Origin of the sequence: Undibacterium sp. Di26W (assembly GCF_049340265.1) — a bacterium.
In the GTDB taxonomy this organism is placed as follows: Bacteria; Pseudomonadota; Gammaproteobacteria; order Burkholderiales; family Burkholderiaceae_D; genus Undibacterium.
The window spans coordinates 134179-153318 of the sequence record NZ_JBMPOR010000014.1 but is presented as its reverse complement, the minus strand read 5'-3'; the positions used below and the strand labels follow the sequence as shown (position 1 = coordinate 153318).

The following is a 19140-nucleotide window of genomic DNA, read 5'->3' as shown; positions in this document are numbered from 1 at the left end:
TACGCCCATGACGGATGAAATGCGCTTTACGCCAGCTTGAACTGGTAAGGAGGAAGGTCTTCTTTGGCCGGCAATTCCACCAGCAATAATTCCAGTGCCGATACTTCCAGCGGACGATAATAATAATATCCCTGGAAGAAGTCGCAACCTATCTCTTTCAGGAAAATTTCTTGTTCCTTATTTTCCACACCTTCGGCAACGGTATGGCAAGACAGGATATTGGCCAGTGAAATAATGGCTTTGATGATCATTTCACTTTTCTTGTTATGACCGATCTGCGCCACAAACGAGCGATCAATCTTGACGCTTTGTGCCGGGAAATGGCTGAGTTTGGACAAGGACGAATAACCGGTGCCAAAATCATCAATCGCAATACTGAAACCGCGCGCCTTGAGTTCATCCAGATGATGAATGGTCAGTGTTTCGTTGGCGATCAGGCCGGTTTCAGTAATCTCGAATTCCAGATAGGATGATGCAACGTCGTGGCGCTGGCAGCATTCATCAATCAGTTGTAACAAGTCACTGCGGGCTATATCCGTCACCGACAAATTCAGGGCAATCACGGGGCAATCACCAAAGCGGTTCAACCAGTCACGTGTCTGGCAGCACACCTGGTCCATGACGAAATTGCTGATCAGGCGTATCAATCCAGCCCGCTCGGCTATCGGGATAAACTCGGCAGGCGGTACATTGCCCAATGTCGGCGATTCCCATCGCAACAAGGCTTCCAGGCCCGCAATATTGCCATCACGCGCCACTTTGGGCTGGTACACGAGGCGGAATTCATTTTGCTTCAGGCCATTGACAATGCCGACTTCTATCTCGACACTGCGCCGTATTTGTTGCGCATCCTCTTCATCAAACAGGGTCACGCTTTGGTCGCTGGAACGACGCGCGGTATCCAGCGCGACTTCACTGCGCCGTATCAAATCATCTGGCAGTTTGTCCTCCGGCCGCACCAGGGCAATGCCAGCAGAAAACTGTACCAGTAAATTCTCGCCATTGATTTCCAGTTCTTTCGGCAGATTGTTACGGACTTTTTCTACCAGCTTGATGATCTCACCTGGTGTACGTGACTGTTCCACCACAAAAGAAAAAACAATGCTGCGCAGACGTGCGCAAAAACAGTTTTTGGGCAGTGCGCGTGACAATTCTTCGGCAAAACGTCGCAACAGAATATCGCCTGTATGGGCACCAAACTGCTGGTTGGCATGCCGTATGCTGTTCAAACGAAAGGAAACCAGGGCCGTCACCGTGCTGTCGTCATTGTCCGCCAAGATGCCATGCAGATGGCTGCGCAACATGTCGCGGTTAGGCAGGTTGGTCAAGGCATCGTGCCGGCTAAGATAGTCTTCGCGCTCCAGGCTCAATTGCAGGGCATGGTGCATGGAATGCAGGCCGGATACGTCCCTGAGGGCAACGATATAGTGTTCGGCCGAAGTTTGCGAGATATTTTCCAACGCCACCAGCTTACCGTCGCGCGTACGATAGGCTGACATGCGCATGTTTTCAGATTCATCGCTGTTCGAGCTTTTCAAACGTACGCTGTTATCCAGCGACAGCCAGGCAAACAGTGCCAGCTCGTCATCTTTGTCTGCATTGCGACCCAGCAAATTGTTGGCAAGTTGATTGGCCTGCAATATCTGGCCGCTGGCATCTGTCAGCAATAAGGCCGAACCAGCGTTTTGAAACACTTCTTCGTATTGGGCATGGCTCACCACCAGCGCATCACTTGCCTGCCGATAACGCTTGGCCGACACATCGAGCTCATGCAACACCCGGAACACGGCCAACGGCACGCAGGTATTAAAAAACAAAAATAACAGTGCCTGAATATACGTATTGCTGGCTGGAAGGGTAACGTCAAAACCGGGCACGGTGAATACAGGCCGGTTTGTCAACAGCAGCAGGAAAGGCAGGAAATTGAATACCATCAACCCCATGGCCAGTCGGGTACCAAAGAACAGGCGCGCGATGATGGGGGTGGTGTATATGAGAAGATAGCCAAATTTGGCTACTTCAAAATCGCTGACAAAGCTGACAATGGAAAATGCAGACGCATAAACCGCGCCTATTAATATCGTAGCGCCAGCACGCAAGTGACGGGATGAATAATACAAGCCCAAGGCCAGCACGGCATAGAAAAAACCAACGACCCACAACACCTGATAGGCACCAACCGCGATAGCATCCAGAGAACTGTGAATCGCTACGGCTGCTTCCAGCACAAAGCCGGACATCAAAATGATACGTAGTGCGCTTAATTTCCATGCGGTGTGCTCGGCAGGCGTTAATGCACTTTCATTAAGAAAAAGCCAGCGAAACATGTCATGTATTGGAATAAGAAGCTAAAGTCTGTTGCCGGGAACAAATGCACGCCAGCATACTTGCCGACACGACAGCCAGAAAATGCGTAGTACTACCTTGCGATATCACTACCCTGTCTTGCTGAACGGATTGCGCATCCCTTTCGTTGTCAACATCCCCCGGAAAAACCATGAAGAAATGTCTCCAAAATCAAGCCACATTCTCTCATAGATTTATATCGTTTCCGCATTTATCGTGACAATTTACAAACCTTTAATGAAAATTAGTTTTCATTAACTGATTTTCATATGGCGATAGATTTTCACTTTAGTTATTTTATCAATCATTCCAATCAAAATGAATCACTATTGAATTACATGCAATCAACTATAGACGACTGGTCTAATACTTTCGAAAAACAGCTCGAAATTGGAAAACTACTCATTATGTGGAAAATATGCGCAGAACGGCGCAGGAAAGGCCCGGAACGCGACGAAGAAATGGAATCTGCGTCAGTTAGAACAAACTGCAATCAACTTGGGGATTATTTGAACGCCAGCGCCGTTGATTATCCGGCTTCACCAAGCAACCAGGGAACAGCATCGACCACTAACCATGTACTGCAGCAAAGTGACCAGGCATGCGAGATCCACGTTTTGAAATCAACGAAACTGATCTGACAATCGCCGCCTGTCTATCGGGCATCTATCGGCTGAAGGTCAGATCAGGGTGTTACTGGCATCAGTACATCACGGCAACAGGAAAATCATGCCGCCTCATGCACAGGATGTGATTGGCGGTGGTACAAGAATTCCAGCACTTCTGTCCTGTATTGCGCATACCTGGGATTTTGTGCCAGAGCGACACGATCACGCGGCCTTTCCAGATCCACTTTCAGGACTTCACCGATAGTCGCCGCCGGGCCATTCGTCAGCATGACGATACGATCAGACAGTAGCACAGCCTCGTCCACATCATGCGTCACCATCACCACAGTCGATTGGGTCTTGGCGACGATCTTCAAGAGTTCATCCTGCAAATGGGCACGCGTCAAGGCATCCAGTGCACCGAAGGGTTCATCCATGAGCAAGACTTTCGGCTCTATCGCCAGCGCACGGGCGATACCGACGCGCTGCTTCATGCCACCAGAAATTTCATTCGGGCGTTTTTTTTCTGCATGCGTCAACCCGACCAGCGCCAATGCCTGCATGGTGCGTTTCTGCAATTTGGTACTGTTTTCGGTTGCACCAAATACGCGCTCCACCGCCAGGAAAACATTTTCATAACAAGTCAGCCACGGCAGCAAGGAATGATTTTGAAACACCACGCCACGTTCCGGCGAAGGGCCGGAAATTTCGCGGTTGGCGCAAATCAGTGTGCCTGCAGTGGCATTGGTTAAACCGGCGATCAGGTTCAACAAGGTTGACTTGCCACAGCCAGAGTGACCAATGAGGGTAATGAATTCGCCCTTGGCGACATTCAGGTTAATATCACGCAGGGCATGGAAGCTGCCTTTGCGGGTATGAAATACCATTTCAACCTGACTGATGGCGATGTACTTGTTGTCGATTTCGTTCATGATCATGCTCCCACATCTTCGTAAGTAAAGGCACGTGCAATTGCCACCAGAATTTGTTCAAGTATCAAGCCCACCATACCAATCACCACGATGGCGATAATGATGTGCGGCACATTCAGGTTATTCCATTCATCCCATACCCAGAAACCGATACCGACACCACCAGTCAGCATTTCTGCCGCCACGATCACCAGCCAGGCTGTGCCTATCGCAAGGCGCACACCCGTCAACATGTAGGGCAATACAGATGGCAATAAAATTTTTGTGACTATTTTCCATTCAGACAAATTGAGAACCTTGGCCACATTCATATAGTCTTGCGGCACGCGCTGCACACCAATTGCGGTGTTGATGATCATCGGCCAGATCGAACAGATAAAAATCGACCAGATCGCTGCCGGATGTGCAGACTTGAACACCAGCAAACCTATCGGTAACCAGGCCAACGGCGACACCGGCTTCAGCAAGCTGATGATGGGATTGAACATGCCCGACAGGAACTTGAAACGTCCGATCAGGAAGCCGAGCGGTATACCGACCGCAGCAGCCAGACCAAAACCCACTGCTACCCGTTTCAAGGACGCATAGATATTCCATCCTATGCCCTGGTCATTCGGCCCCTTTTGATAAAAAGGATCAGAGAATACCTTGATGGCTTCCTGCAGGGTGACCCATGGCGAAGGAAAGGTACTGTTCTTGACCGCGATAATTTCCCAGATCAAGATCAGCATGCCTATGCCAAACAGGGGTGGCAGCACGCTCAGAAAGAATGGGCGGAAAGAGCGCTGCTTCTTTGCAGTTGGATTTTTCACTGGCTTCACCTTTGCCGGTTTGAGTTCGACGACTGCCGATTCGGTTTTTTCCACAGCGGGCTTTTGCATTGCACCATGTACCAAGGTATTCATTGCGACTCCTTAAGCCTTGATTTTGAAGGAAGCTGCATAGGCAGCCGGGTTTTTTCCATCCCAGACCGTACCATCCATGAACTTGCTACTGCGCATGACATCCTTGGGAACGGATACCTTGGCCATGGCCGCTGCATCCTTGTATACGTCAATACGGTTAACTGCCTTTGCCACCGCCAGGTAATCAGGATCCGTCTTCAGCAAACCCCAGCGCTTATGCTGAGTCAGGAACCACATGCCGTCTGACAGGTAAGGGAAATTCACCGCGCCGTCGTTAAAGAATTTCATGTAGTTAGGGTCATCCCAAGTCTTGCCCAGGCCATTTTGATAGCGGCCCAAAATACGCTGATTGATGACATCAACCGATGTGTTCACGTAGGATTTATCAGCGATGGTTTCTGCCATTTTGATTTTGTTGGACAGCGAAGCATCGATCCAGCGTCCAGCTTCCAGAATTGCGGCAACCATGGCGCGTGCGGTATTCGGATATTTCTGTACGAATTCGGCCGTAGTACCCAATACTTTTTCCGGATGGTCTTTCCAGATATCCTGTGTCGTTGCTGCGGTGATGCCGATACCGTCGGCAATCGCCCTGTGGTTCCAGGGTTCACCGACACAGTAACCATCCATATTGCCGACACGCATATTGGCAACCATTTGTGGTGGCGGCACGGTAATGACCTTGGCATCTTTCATGGGGTTGATGCCATGTGCCGCCAGCCAGTAATACAGCCACATGGCGTGGGTACCGGTAGGGAAAGTCTGGGCAAAGGTATATTCGCGCTTGTCGGTCTGCATCAGCTTGGCCAGGCCTGCACCATCTACCGCACCTTTTTCTGCCAGTTTTTTGGACAGCGTAATCGCCTGGCCATTATTGTTCAGCGTCATCAGTACCGACATGTCTTTCTTGTTGCCGCCGACGCCCAGTTGCACGCCATACAGCAAGCCATACAAGACATGGGCAGCATCCAGTTCACCGTTCACCAGTTTGTCGCGTACGCTGGCCCAGGATGATTCTTTGGTAGGGATAATCTTGATGCCGTATTTCTTGTCGAAACCCAGGACAGAGGCCATCACCACTGAAGCGCAATCAGTCAGTGGAATAAAGCCAATATGTACTTCTTCTTTTTCTGGCTTGTCTGATCCGGCTGCCCATACACCACCTGTACTCAGACCCATGATGCCAGCTCCCGTTGCCAATGCAGCGCTTTGCAATAAACTGCGACGTTTGAAATTCGGTTCATGATCTTCCTGCTTGTTGACATCAATGATGAGAGATTTCTTATTCGATTCCTGATTCGACATGTCTGCACTCCAGCCTGAGAAAGTTTTTCTGCAACGAAAAAAGGTGTCATTCCACGTGGTAAAAAAACCAGTAGAAAGACACCTTTGTCTAATGAGGTGACCATCGTTAGTCAGTCTCATTTATTCTGTAGCGCCAGCGTTGGCGCTTTCTCTTTCATTAGCAATTGCCGTGCCAGAGCAGATTGCGTGGCTACAGCTCTTTAACCTACCCCCAGTGATACAAAATCAAGGACTGCCAGAACTCATTTCGCACCGGAATGACGCAGCGCACCAATTACACGCACAAACTTGGACTGCCATCTGCTGTGCACTAACTATTCACCATGAGTGACCATGAGGGACCGTGCATAACCATGAGTGCGCATCAGGGAAATGCGTTCTACCCACCCAGCAAATCGGCGACATCCAGCATGCGCTGCGCCAGATCCACCAGTTTCAGGTTCTTTTCCATGGCTTGCTTGCGCATTCTTTGATAGGCTTCGTTTTCCGACAACTGATGCCTTTGCATCAACAAGCCCTTGGCCCGCTCTATGGTTTTGCGTTCAAGCAGCTTGGCCTTGGTATCCGACAATTCGCTGCGCAGCTTCTGGTCAGCGTTGAAGCGCGCCATGGCGACATCCAGCACAGGCTTGATGCGGTCCGACTGCAGCCCGGCGACGACATAGGCCGACACTCCGGCTTCCATGGCTGCGGCCATATTCGACTGGTTGCCGTCTTCTGTGAATAAGACTATGGGGCGGGGGGCGTCGCGTGTCACCATGACCATATGCTCAAGCACGTCACGTGAATCGGATTCGGCATCAATGATGATCATGTCCGGTTGCAATTGCGCTACGCGCTCACTCATATACATATCACCAGGAATCACGGCAATGATGTTATAGCCAGCCTGCAGCAACCCTATGCGCAGGGCGCGCGAACGCGCCAGCTGTGCCTGCGCGTCTTCATGCAACTCATCCTCGGTCTGTATGACCGTATTCACCACAACGATACGCAAGCTGGGCGAAACAGGCATTGTCGCATTAACACTATTCTGTTTGGTGCGCATAGATGGGCCATGGCAGATATAATCTAGGTATGCGTTCTTTAGCAAGATTCGCACCAATCCGCCATATTATTTAAGTAAAAGCATCATTTCCTGTCATTCATCGGTCCACCCATGGCGAGACGGACCAGGCTGTGCTCTGCGCCATTTAGAAATTAACATGATAGTTCTTGGAGTTGAATCTTCCTGCGATGAAACCGGCCTGGCCCTGTACGACACCGAACAGGGTCTGCTTGCCCATGCCCTGCACTCACAAATCGCCATGCACCAGGAATATGGCGGCGTCGTGCCGGAACTGGCCTCGCGTGACCATATCAGGCGTGCCTTGCCCTTGCTGACAGAAATCCTGACCACATCCGGCTTGAAGAAACAGCAGATAGATGCGATTGCCTACACCCAGGGGCCAGGCTTGGCCGGTGCCCTGCTGGTGGGTGCATCCGTCGCCTGCGGATTGGGCTTGGCGCTGGACAAGCCGGTATTGGGCGTACATCACCTGGAAGGCCATTTGCTATCGCCCTTACTGGCCAGCAAACCACCAGAATTTCCCTTCATCGCCTTGCTGGTGTCGGGTGGGCACACGCAATTGATGCGTGTCGATGGGGTGGGTCGCTATCAATTACTGGGAGAGACGCTGGACGATGCTGCCGGTGAAGCTTTTGACAAATCGGCCAAATTGCTGGGCCTGTCTTACCCTGGCGGCCCAGCTATTTCACGCATGGCAGAATTTGGTGATCCAACTGTTTATAAATTCCCGCGTCCCATGTTGCATTCCAAAGATTTGAATTTCAGTTTTTCTGGCTTGAAAACTGCAGTCCTGACAGTCGTCAAAAATCACCCTGCGAATATTTGTGAACAGGACAAAGCCAATATCGCCCGTGGTTTTGTCGATGCCATTGTGGACGTACTGACAGCGAAATGTGTGACGGCGATACGCGAGAGTGGCTTGAAGCGGCTGGTGATTGCCGGGGGCGTCGGCGCGAATCAGCAATTGCGCGCATCCTTGAATGCAGCGGCACAAAAACGCCGCTTTCAAGTCTATTACCCCGAGTTGGAATTCTGTACCGACAATGGTGCGATGATTGCCTTTGCCGGTGCCATGCGACTCAAAAAAAATCCCGCACTGGCTACACGGGACTATGGTTTCAATGTACGGCCACGCTGGCCTTTGCAAGAATTACTGGAAGCCTGACAGGCTACCGCACCCAGGTCTTCATCGGCCTGGGCTACTTTACTTGTAGATGCCACAACCAACAATCACGCCCTCATATTTTTCTATGTACATGGACTTGGGCTCTATCTGTTTGGTGCTTGGATTGACAAATTTATAGTCTTGCCAGCCTTTACCCTTGGCCTTGACTAATTCCAGCCGTTCGCGGATAAAGAATTTACCATCCACATCGGTAAGATCTATCATGTCCTTGCCAACCATCTTGGGATTCAGGTGGGCGATATTTTTGCCCTTCATGTCGTACACGACCACATATAAATCCCGGTCCTGATATTGACCATCACGTTTATTGATCTCAGCGACGATGGTGTCAACGCCATTCTTTTTCATGGCATCAATCGCTTTTTGCACCAATGCTTTTGCTTCATTGGCTGTGCCATGCTCAGCGGCATGTACCGGCAGGCTCATTAACACCAGCACAAAACTGATCAGGCAAAAATTCAGGAAACGCAAACGGTATGAACTCGCAATCATTTCCAGCTCCATCGTGTGAGGGTGCAAGGCTGTGATAGCCCAGGTAACCCAAGTAACTCATCAATTTCTTAGAGCCGTTTACGATCTTACATCTGAGACTTACGCAAAACCGCCCTACATACGTTGCAGGGCCTTACTGGGACAATTTTGCATAAGTCCTGACATTGTTACTTCAGGATAATTAACAAACTGAAAAAAATCTAGCGCTATTTGCCGCATTACTTACTTTTTAACACTTTCTTTCTTGCTTCCCAAACGGCTTTCCTTGCCATTCATTAAATTCACGATGTTCTGACCATGGCGATATATCAGCAAACCGCTCATTACAAATACGGCCAGCAACTTGATATCCGGGCCAAACAGGAAGCCGTAATATAAGGGCGCGAAGATGGCTGCGATCAGGGCAGCCAGAGAAGAATAACGGAACGCAAAAGCCACGATCATCCAGGTAGCAAGCGTCGCCACCCCCAGCCAGATATCAATCCCGATCAGGACACCGGCAGCAGTTGCCACGCCTTTGCCACCAACAAACTTGAAAAACACCGGCCACAAGTGCCCCAGGAAAACGGCAATCGCCACCAGGGCAACGCTGCCATCATCCAGACCAAACTGGACTGCATAGGTGCTGGCCAGCCAGACTGCCAGCCAACCCTTGACGGCATCACCCAGCAGGGTCAGCACTGCGGCCGCCTTGTTACCGCTGCGTAAAACATTGGTCGCGCCAGGATTTTTTGATCCATACGTACGCGGGTCAGCCAGGCCAAACAATTTGCTGACCACCACAGCAAACGACAATGAACCGATCAGGTAAGCGGCAACGGCTGCCAGTATTGTATTCATCTTGATCCTTATTCTTCATGGGGAAAAATTCCCCGCAAGTATATGCCAGTAGCCAGCGCATCTGGCAAAAACCGGGGCAGCGGGGCTGATTACTCTTCCAGGGCGCAATCAACGGGGCTGGCCTGCAACAGACTTTCCAGCAAGCCCGGCGCAATACCCACCAGATAACCGCGCTGGCCGCCATTGATGTAAATCTTGGGTAAAGCCAGTATGCTGCGCTCTACATAGACAGGCATGGCCTTTTTAGTGCCGAAGGGTGAGGTACCACCAACCAGATAGCCAGAATGCTTTTGTGCATTCTCTGGCTTGCAGGGTTCTACCGATTTACAGCCTATCTGTCTTGCCAGGTTTTTGGTCGACACCTTTCTGTCACCGTGCATCAATACGATCAAAGGTTTGGCAGTGTCATCCTGCATCACCAAGGTTTTCACTACAGCATGCTCATCTACACCCAATTCGCGCGCAGACACGCCGGTGCCGCCATGTTCTTCGTATGCATACGGATGTTCAGAAAATTCTGCCTTGTGCTTGCGCAGGAACTGCGTTGCCTGGGTTACCGAAACATGTTCTTTCTTGGCCAAAATTACACTCTCAAAAACAGGATTTGCGAAATATACCGCTGCAAATTATAGCCTCCGATGGCCAACTTGCATAATTTGCGCTCCAATTCACCGGGAATAAAAAAACCGACAGGCAAAGCTGTCGGTTGTGATTTTTTTACGCCACGCCTCTTATTTTTTGGCTGCGGGAGAATTGTCGCCGATATATTTGTCTATGAAACGCAGGACAGCTTCACCCCATTTGATATTGTTGCTCTCTTTTGCCCAGCCATGGCCTTCACCGGTAAATACCATCCATTCCACCGTATTGCCTTGTGCCAGCAACTTGTCGCGCATTTTTTCACCATGAATCAGCGGAACCCTAACGTCTTCGCTGCCATATGCCATCAAGACCGGTGCCTTGATCTTGCTGGAGTTTTCTATCGCCGACACTTTATGGAAATAGGCATCGTCAGTTTTTGGATCGCCATGCATTTTTGCCCCCATATTATCCATATAGGGGCCGGACATATCTGACCAGTTGACGGTAAACAGCATTTTGACATCGGTCACACCTACCCAGTTAACACCGCATTTGTACAGATCAGGGTCTTTCACCAGACCGTACATGGTGGCGTAACCACCATAGCTGGCACCGATGATGCAGACACGATTCTTGTCAACAATGCCCTGCCTGACCAAATTCTCCACCCCGTCCGTAATGTCATCCTGCATAGCCAGGCCCCACTGTTTCCAGCCGGCGGTATGATGCTTCCATCCAAAACCGGTAGACATGCGGAATTGCGGCTGTAAAACCGCATAGCCGCGTGATGCCAGCATTTGTGTAATGGGGTCATAGCCATGGTGATCACGCGCATGCGGCCCACCATGAACATATGCTACCAGGGGTAGGTTTTTCGCTGGCATCCCTTCCGGCAAAGTCAGGTAAGCTGGAATATTCAAGCCGTCACGTGCTGTGTAATTGATGACCTTTTGCGCCGATAATTTCTTGCCTTCAAATTCAGGCTTAACGACGTACACAGGTTCCAGCACTTTTTTCTCGGTGTCATAAAAGTAAACAGAACCAACGTTATTGTCACCACGCACGGCGACAACGACATTCTTGCCACTCCACTGGAATGAAACCTTTTGTCCAGGAAAACTTGCCTTTAACGTTGCATCCAGTTTGGCATAGTCATCGTCGAAGAAAATCATTTCAGGCAACATACCATCTACACTGACGCCAATGAGCTTTTTACGCAGACTCTCCATTGCCAGATCTGATACATCCACATCGGGATGATCTGCCACCATCTCACCAACTGTTTTTTTGGCGAAGTCCCATATATACACTGCCGTTTTGTCACGACCATTGAAGCGACCTGCCACCAGCAAAGTTTTATTATCAAAGTCAAAGCCCAGCGGATGCATTTCCTTGCCTTCATCCCAGTAAGCCACATGAATGGCTTTCCACGATTCGCTTTCGGCATCGCGGTAATACACTACCTGTTTGACACGCTTATTGTCCGGATCGACACCGTTGGACACAGCAACGCGTATGACATTGTTATGGTCAAGTATCCAGTCACTAACCTTACCGGGGTTATCGAAGGTCAGCAGCTTGGTCCGCCCCGTGACAGTATCAAGGCGCAATACGTCCGAAGCTCCCAATTGAGCATCCCTGCCGCGCTGGTTGTTAACAACAATCAGGTCATTACTGCCATCTAAAACCCGTGCCAACACGGAAAACGGCTTATAAGCAATATTACTGCCGAGCGCCTCCTTCCTGGTAGGTACCAGTTTGCGGAAAGCGGAGCCATCACTATTGACGGCGAACAGGCCACCGCCATCATTGTCTTCCAGGACGACATCACTGCCACGACTCACACTGAATACCAGACGCTTGTCGTTGACCCAGGTTGGGGCAACGATGTCATATTCTGAATCCGCGGCAATCACTTTGGGCTGGCGCGAATCAAGGCGGATGATGGCCAGCACAAAACGGCCATTGCGTGGTGTCAGTACTGCCATGCTCTGGCCATCGGGTGACAATACCGGGCGACCGCTGAATTGTGCTTTCTTGAAAAAATCTGCCACCGGTATGGATTTGTCTGCAAACGCGGGCACACAGACTGCAGCAGTTGCGCATACCATGCCAGCCATGACGGCCCCGTAAAATTGTTTCTTCACGATTTATCTCCCTCAGAATCAGTTCTTATTACTCTTTTTTATATCTCTATACCACTATGTATCAGAAAAGCCGCAAAAAAAATAAGTGCCGGAATCTGGGATTCCGGCACTTATCAGCTCATGAAATTACTTGAATTTGTAATCCACTGTGATCTGGAAGTAACGACCTACCACATCATGCAAGCTGGTAATGGCTGCAATGGCTTGCGCTGACGTTGCGCTAGGCGCAAACGGAGGCATGCGATCCAGCACGTTTCTGATGGCAAAACTCAATTTAAGATTTTTCATCAGACCAGAATAACTGCCACCCAGGTTAAAAGTCGTGAAGGATGGAATGTCCTTGCACAAGTTGGCATAACCCTGGGTTGCAAATACGCATGGTTGAGTAAAGTCACCATTCGACGACATGTGGCCGATATGCACGGCATCCAGCGATGCCTTCCATGCGGCTTTTTCCCATGCTATACCCGCAGTTGCCTGGACCCGCGGCTGATTACGGGAACCCGCGTATTCAATCGCTTCGGCCTCTGGTGACGGCGCAGATTTATACGAGTGATTGTAAGTGACCTTGAGATTAGGATTGATACGGCCATATTCGCCCAGATTGAAATTGGCATTAATGTCCATATCCACACCACGCACCTGGGTGGTTGCCACATTAGTCAGCAACAACCTGAGGTTGGTGATTTCACCAGCAGTGGCGCCGGCGGCTTTGTCGGCTGCGCTCAAAGGATCGCGCGTAATGACTGCGGCCGGATTACCTGCATAGCGTCCAGGATTTGCCAATACCGTGGTCAGATCGAATGTAGAGATTTCATCCTTACGCTTGATCTGCCAGAAATCCAGGCTGGCATTCAACCAGGTAGTTGGTTCCCATACCAAGCCCAGGGTAAAGCTATCTGCTGTTTCTGGTTTCAGGGCTGGGTTGGAACCGCTTTCATAAGAACTACTCCATTGGCAGCCATTCTTGAATTTATCGTTGCAACGCTCAGGATCACGATAAGACAGGAAAGCCTTCAGTATCTGGGTAGAGTTTTCTACCAGCGTCGGTGCACGGAAACCGGTTGCATATGTACCGCGCACCATCAGTGTCGGATGCACATTCCATTTCAAACCCACTTTTGGTGTAGTCGAATTACCATAATCGGAATAACGGTCATAACGCCCGGCAATCTGGCCTTCCAGGGTCTTGAAAATAGGTACCGACAATTCAGCATAGGTGGATGCAATATTGCGGCCACGTGTATAACCTGGTTGCGATTGTGCCCTGTGGTACAAAGCGCCGTCGATGGATAACTGTGAAGGATTGACTTCCAGGGTTTCACGACGTGCTTCAGCACCAACCGCGATGGACAATGGCCCAGCCGGCAGCTGCATCAATTCGCCCGACACTTTGGCGTCCCACATATACATGCCAGACTTAAAATTGTCCGAAGAGTCTGTCACGATTTTCTTGTACAGATCAGCGTTCTGTGCCGAGCTGCCAAACAGGAAAGTACCGCTGTTATAGGCGGCAATAAAGGGCACGGACAAGAGGCCGGCAGTGGCCTTGGATTCCACCTTGCTGGTGTTGTACATCAACGCGGATTCCCAATCCCAGTTGGAATACGTTCCTTTCAAGCCCGCCAGATAACGACCGAAATCAGTCGTATTTTCCAGCCCCTGGCCCGGAAAGTCTTTCAGGGATGCGCGCACACGCACGGTACCGTTACCGCCCGCCAAAGTCTTGCCAGTGACAGGATCAATCAGCTCTTTAGGATATTGTGGGTGGGTGATTGGCAAAGGCCCGGTATCCAGTCCATTTTGACCGGCAAACCAGTGGGGCAAACCGGTGACGGTGGCTTTATTCTGGTTGTACATGATTTCGGCAAATGCAGTCATGTCAGCATTGACCTGCCATGTGCCACGGCTGATCAGACCAACACGGTCAGTTTTACCGCCAGAGTTCACCGATGCATCTTTGAGGTCATCGAATACGCAGGCGGTTCCCAGTGTGCCGGCACCAAAGAAGGTATCGGCAGGAACCAGATTATTTGCTGGGCAATTCTTGTCAAGGCTACGGGAAACGAATTTTCCAGTCGCCTTGTCCGTCCAGTAAATATTGCCAGGGAAAGTGTACAGTGACCGGTTATCCTTATAGCCATATGGACGCAGATCTTCGGTACTCAGGTAATCATCGCGCTTGCTGATGAACATGGGCTTGCGCTGGCGGATATCCAGGGTGGCATACACGTTGTAGTGATCTTCGACCAGACTACCAAAACCGTAGCTCATGGTGGTGCGGACTTGCTCACCATCATTTTTTTGTGATTGCGAGATTGAGCCACTGATTTCTGCCCCGACAAAATTGTCACGCAAGATGATGTTGACCACACCCGCCATCGCTTCAGAACCGTAAATCGCCGATGCGCCGTCTTTCAAGACTTCGATGCGCTCAACCGCGCCCACAGGCACGGAATTCAAATCAACGAAGGTGGTTTGATATTCTGGTTGCGCATAGGCGGCCAGGCGACGGCCATTGATCAGTACCAGGGTTGCCTGGCTACCGATACCGCGCAGGTTCAGGCCGGATGCGCCAGCGGTAAAACCATTGGTACGGTTTTCATCAATACCGCCCTGGTTGGCAGAAATGGTTCTTAGCACTTCCGTCAGGGAAGTAGCACCGCCACGTACGATTTCATCCCGGGTGATCACTTGCACCGGTGATGCGGTTTCGTAATTGATGCGTTTGATTTTTGAACCAGTCACTTCCACTTTCTGGACTTTTTCTGCTTTCTTTTCATCCTCTTGGGTGGTGGTTACCTGTGCCAATACGCCGGTGGCGATTGAGAACAGACCTATGCTGGACAGCGCGAATGTGAGACGACTCAGCTTCATGAATTACCTTTCTGGTTTATTTTTTCAATGCAAGCGCGTTTCTCTTTCCTGTATCGTCATTGCCGCCATGACTGATGGATATCGACATTCATCCCTTGTATCCACATCCATGACATGCCATTCGGTAGCAAACAGTCCTCCTTCAAAAAACTGTTTGCTTCACACACTCCCGGCATTTTTACTTGCAAAAGCACTACGACCATTGAAAGAAATTCGATTATGAGGCGTTACAGAATGTTACTTGCAGGGTTTTTATCGCTGCATTTCGGAATGATGAATTCGATATTTGTTAAATTAGGAAATAATGTTTTTATTTTTTTAGCAAAAGGAATGTTTTTTATGGATTTTTCTTTTCTACCAAAATTAAGTTTTTAAAAATTACTTCTTAACTAACTTTATAAATATATTCAGGACGTTGTTTTTTTGAGTTATTTCATTTATGCAATATCAATTCGCCATTACGTTATGGAAATACCATGTATACGCTGGCTTTTTTGCGTTTTCCACCAGTAAATTCGTAGTCAATTGATAGTAAATATTCCATCGCCAACCCGCTCAAATGCCGCGCTTCAATAAAAAAACCCGTGCCAGAAGCACGGGTTTCAGAGACGGCCTGACGCATCAGGCCAGCTTACAAACGCTCAGCACCATTTTACGATCTTAGATGCCTGTTTTTACCAGTGAAGCTTTCAACACCTCATTCAAGGTAGCCAGGCTTTCTGACAAGTGCGCCCGCGACTCAGGGCTCATCGGTTTGCCGACAGCGCCACGAATGGCGGACAGCAATTGCGTAGCCTGTTCCCTTTGCAAACTGCGGGCATCTGCTGGTGCTGTTGCAGTCGGCTTGATCAGGGCATTCGATAAACGCTTCAGATGCTCACGCTGTAAATTGCGGCGGGCAGATGTGATTTCTGTGCCATTGGACAATTCACTCCAGATACTGGCCTGCAGATTGCCGTACAGTTCATGCAGGGACAGCACTTTCTTTGGATCACGCAGTTTTTCTGCCGTATTGAGCATACGTTGCGCAACCACGTCTGACATCAACTGATCCAGCGCCGCAGTTTGCAAACCCAGCAGACGGGCCGAAATAGAAATATCGCTACGACCAGCACGCTGGAAGTGATCCACACCCAGACGGCTCAACAATTCCGGTGTGAACACAAAGCTCTTGGCCGTAAACAAGCTGTCTGACACCAGCTTCAAAGCCTGACGCTGACGCTCTACCGGCACAGGGGTGAAGGTAGCGCGACCAGTTCCGGCATGGTCCCTGAGGAAGGTGGTGCCACCGACATATTTGGTCGCCAGCGGTACGGTACGGGCAAATTGACCGAAACCATATTCAAAACTGCGACGCAGGCTTTCATAACTGTCGCCAGCCTTCAATTGGCGGGTCTGCAATTTGTCCCACAACTCACGGGAAATCGTCAGGCGCTTCTGGATATACGTCAAAGGATCAGAACCCAGATCGAAGACGTTGACATCAGGATCAGACACTAAGGTGCCCATGGAATCTTCATCCGTGCCGTAAGCCAGCAGCGGTTCCGTAGAACGTGACGCAATGCGTGTCAGTTCGTCTTTTTCCTTGTCGGCGTCTATCGGCTTGTATGCATATTCAATCGCCCAGTAATCGTATGGGCCAAGTGAAGACATCACATACTCACCCTGTGGCTCACCCTTGGTAGACAGGTTGAAGGGGATGTAATCCATGACCGATCCTGCCAGACCATTGGCCTTGGTGAAGGCCGGGTCCTGCAATTGCTTCAAGGTGTAGATGGTGGATGAGCGGAAGTTGTGACGCAAGCCCAGGGTATGACCAACCTCATGCATGATGACGTCTTTGACATAGGCTTGCGCCAGTGCCTCTGCTTTCGGGCTATCCATGTCCACTTCACCGCGTGCTTCCAGCAATTCCATGGCAAAGCCCATTTCCATTGCCGCTTCGTGGGCAAAATCGCAGTCACTGTTGTGCTGGTGGCTGGCGACCTGGCCGCCCACGTCTTCACCTATCATGCGACGGGCACCACGGGCAAATACATCGGACATACCAATGTCGGCATCCAGGATTTCGCCACTGCGGTCATCGACCCGTGAAGGGCCAATCGCAAAGCCGACATCGGCACCGACAAACCAGCGAACGGACGCATGGCCTGCATCCATGGTGTCAAAGGTATCACTTTCCGCCTGCTGTTTGGCGACCACGGCATTCTTGAAGCCGATCTTCTCGAAAGCCTTGTTCCATTCCAGGATGCCTTCGGTAATCGATTTGCGGTATTTCTCAGGGACGTTTTTATCCAGCCAGTAAACGATGGGCTGTACCGGTTCAGACAGGGCAGCAGTTGGGTCTTTCTTTTCCAGACGCCAGCGGTTCACGAAATGACGTGAAGTCTTGGGCTTGATGTCATCGGTAAAATCGTAGCTGGTAGTCACGAAGTGGCCAATACGGTCATCTGCCATACGTGGGCGCATTACCTCTTTCGGCAAGGCAGAGAAGTTATAGTAAAAGCCGACGAAGAAACTGCGCGGGTCTGGGGTAGTCGTTGGCGGTGTTGGCATAGGAACCGGCAAAGGCACCAGTGGTGCGGCGGCAATTCTTGGCACGAAGAAATGCGTATTCACCAGGAAACCTGTCAATGATTCATCTACATTGATCTTGCTGAAGCTGGTATTGCTACGGTCAATCGCATAAGCCATGCGATAAGCCGATTCCAGACGGGTCGAATAGCCAGGGATATCAGAGAACAGCAAGGCGCTGGCATCAATCAGGATGCCTTTCGATTCTGCATGCGGCGAACTCAACACAGGGGCACTGCCCAACAGGCTGTCAGAAAACGCCTGGGCCACAGCCTTTGCCTGTGGTGTACCTGGGGTAGCGTAATAATCGGTATTTTTTGCCAGCAATTGCACCTGGTTACCGATTTTATGGAATACCGCCTGGTGGCCGCCCCCCATCTGGCTGCCATACAGACCGCGCTCACCTATGCTGTTCGGGATGTTATAAGTGAACAGGAAGGGCTTGTCGAATTGCTCAGGACGAATTTCCAGCCAGACCTTGTCGTCTTTCTGATACAGATTGAAAAAGCCTCTAAGCTCTTTGGCATCCTTAATGATATCTTTGAAAGGACGCAATGCCACCGGGGCAGCAACAGGGGCAGCACTGGGCGCAGGAGTAAGTGTACCGTTTGCAGCCGGAGCACTGGCAACAGGTGCTGCTGGCGGTGTTTGCGCAAATGCTGCGCTACTCATTGCACACAACAAAAGCAGCATGGTCTTTTTCTTAAAATGGCTTTCTTTTGACGATTTCATAAATCAATCCTGGTTAAATTAAAAACAGGCAGTCAACCCGTCCCCGGGCGCTACCTGACTGTGTTTGTAGACCACATTTTTCGTTACAAGTTCTTACAAGTTGCAGGAACCTTTTCACATGTTGATTTTTGCAGAAATTTCATAATTTGAAAATTTTTTCGCATTTTTTAGTGAAAAAATATATGTGTTTGAGCAAGTAAACATCGATTTATTGATCATATTTACAAGAAAATAAGCTATTTTCTCTGTTTTTATAAGCTTATTACTTGAAATTATATGTAATTAAGCGACTTTTCAAAAAAGTCACAAAACCGTGCTTTTTCAGAAATTGCGAAAGTAAATTTTCATTTCTTGTCTCAGTCATACAACAAGAAATCAAAAAAGCGTAACAAATGCTTTCCCATAAAGGTATTTTATTTACATAATAAAGTTCTGTTTGATTAATTGCTTTTCATTTCCCGGGCGTAAATTTAAAGAGGAAAAAACATAGCAATATCTCATCAGACCGCAGTACAGGCAAACATGGAAGTTCACAAAATTTTCCG

14 protein-coding genes are annotated in these 19140 nt (G+C 49.7%); 2 read left to right on the top strand and 12 right to left on the bottom strand.

The features are described 5' to 3' along the window. Positions 1–26 precede the first annotated feature (26 nt). The gene (locus tag ACO0LM_RS17200; RefSeq protein WP_423038465.1) at positions 27–2327 is read right to left on the bottom strand and encodes a putative bifunctional diguanylate cyclase/phosphodiesterase; all 2301 of its coding nucleotides are present in this window, start codon (positions 2325–2327) and stop codon (positions 27–29) included. Between the two features lie 288 nt (positions 2328–2615). Between ACO0LM_RS17200 and ACO0LM_RS17195 the strand changes: the two genes are divergently transcribed. Further along, the gene (locus ACO0LM_RS17195; protein WP_423038464.1) at positions 2616–2987 is read left to right on the top strand and encodes a hypothetical protein; all 372 of its coding nucleotides are present in this window, start codon (positions 2616–2618) and stop codon (positions 2985–2987) included. Between the two features lie 86 nt (positions 2988–3073). Here the strand turns inward: ACO0LM_RS17195 and ACO0LM_RS17190 are convergent, their stop codons facing one another. The 4 genes from ACO0LM_RS17190 to ACO0LM_RS17175 all read right to left on the bottom strand — a co-directional run bounded on the left by ACO0LM_RS17190 (position 3074) and on the right by ACO0LM_RS17175 (position 7144). Continuing rightward, a complete protein-coding gene (locus ACO0LM_RS17190; protein ID WP_423038463.1) occupies positions 3074–3886 on the bottom strand; it encodes an ABC transporter ATP-binding protein in 813 nt (270 codons plus the stop codon). Positions 3887–3888: 2 nt separating this feature from the next. Next, the gene (gene ntrB / locus ACO0LM_RS17185; protein WP_422985463.1) at positions 3889–4791 is read right to left on the bottom strand and encodes a nitrate ABC transporter permease; all 903 of its coding nucleotides are present in this window, start codon (positions 4789–4791) and stop codon (positions 3889–3891) included. Between the two features lie 9 nt (positions 4792–4800). Further along, a complete protein-coding gene (locus tag ACO0LM_RS17180) occupies positions 4801–5970 on the bottom strand; it encodes a CmpA/NrtA family ABC transporter substrate-binding protein (protein WP_423038478.1) in 1170 nt (389 codons plus the stop codon). Positions 5971–6475: 505 nt separating this feature from the next. After that, positions 6476–7144 (bottom strand): ANTAR domain-containing response regulator, encoded by a 669-nt coding sequence (locus ACO0LM_RS17175; RefSeq protein WP_423038462.1) that lies wholly within the window; start codon positions 7142–7144, stop codon positions 6476–6478. A gap of 157 nt (positions 7145–7301) precedes the next feature. Here ACO0LM_RS17175 and tsaD point away from each other — a divergent pair, with 157 nt between their 5' ends. Continuing rightward, entirely contained in the window at positions 7302–8330 is a 1029-nt protein-coding gene (gene tsaD / locus ACO0LM_RS17170) for a tRNA (adenosine(37)-N6)-threonylcarbamoyltransferase complex transferase subunit TsaD (RefSeq protein WP_423038461.1), read from the top strand. Positions 8331–8369: 39 nt separating this feature from the next. On the opposite strand, the gene ACO0LM_RS17165 is transcribed toward tsaD, so the two are convergent. From ACO0LM_RS17165 to ACO0LM_RS17135, 7 genes are all read right to left on the bottom strand, one after another. Beyond that, the gene (locus ACO0LM_RS17165) at positions 8370–8843 is read right to left on the bottom strand and encodes a cache domain-containing protein (RefSeq protein ID WP_423038460.1); all 474 of its coding nucleotides are present in this window, start codon (positions 8841–8843) and stop codon (positions 8370–8372) included. Positions 8844–9065: 222 nt separating this feature from the next. Continuing rightward, a complete protein-coding gene (plsY, locus tag ACO0LM_RS17160) occupies positions 9066–9683 on the bottom strand; it encodes a glycerol-3-phosphate 1-O-acyltransferase PlsY (RefSeq protein WP_423038459.1) in 618 nt (205 codons plus the stop codon). A gap of 89 nt (positions 9684–9772) precedes the next feature. After that, positions 9773–10267: a Cys-tRNA(Pro) deacylase gene (ybaK, locus tag ACO0LM_RS17155; protein WP_423038477.1), complete on the bottom strand. Its 495-nt coding sequence runs from the start codon at positions 10265–10267 to the stop codon at positions 9773–9775. Positions 10268–10414: 147 nt separating this feature from the next. Continuing rightward, complete coding sequence (locus tag ACO0LM_RS17150; protein ID WP_423038458.1) at positions 10415–12412, bottom strand: S9 family peptidase; 1998 nt, start codon at positions 12410–12412, stop codon at positions 10415–10417. Between the two features lie 126 nt (positions 12413–12538). Next, on the bottom strand, positions 12539–15289 hold the full coding sequence (locus ACO0LM_RS17145; RefSeq protein WP_423038457.1) for a TonB-dependent receptor plug domain-containing protein: 2751 nt from the start codon (positions 15287–15289) through the stop codon (positions 12539–12541). Positions 15290–15752: 463 nt separating this feature from the next. Further along, positions 15753–15911: a hypothetical protein gene (locus tag ACO0LM_RS17140; protein WP_423038456.1), complete on the bottom strand. Its 159-nt coding sequence runs from the start codon at positions 15909–15911 to the stop codon at positions 15753–15755. Between the two features lie 38 nt (positions 15912–15949). Beyond that, positions 15950–18595 carry a zinc-dependent metalloprotease gene (locus ACO0LM_RS17135; RefSeq protein ID WP_423038455.1) on the bottom strand — a complete coding sequence of 882 codons (2646 nt, stop codon included), beginning with the start codon at positions 18593–18595 and terminating at the stop codon, positions 15950–15952. Positions 18596–19140 lie beyond the last annotated feature (545 nt).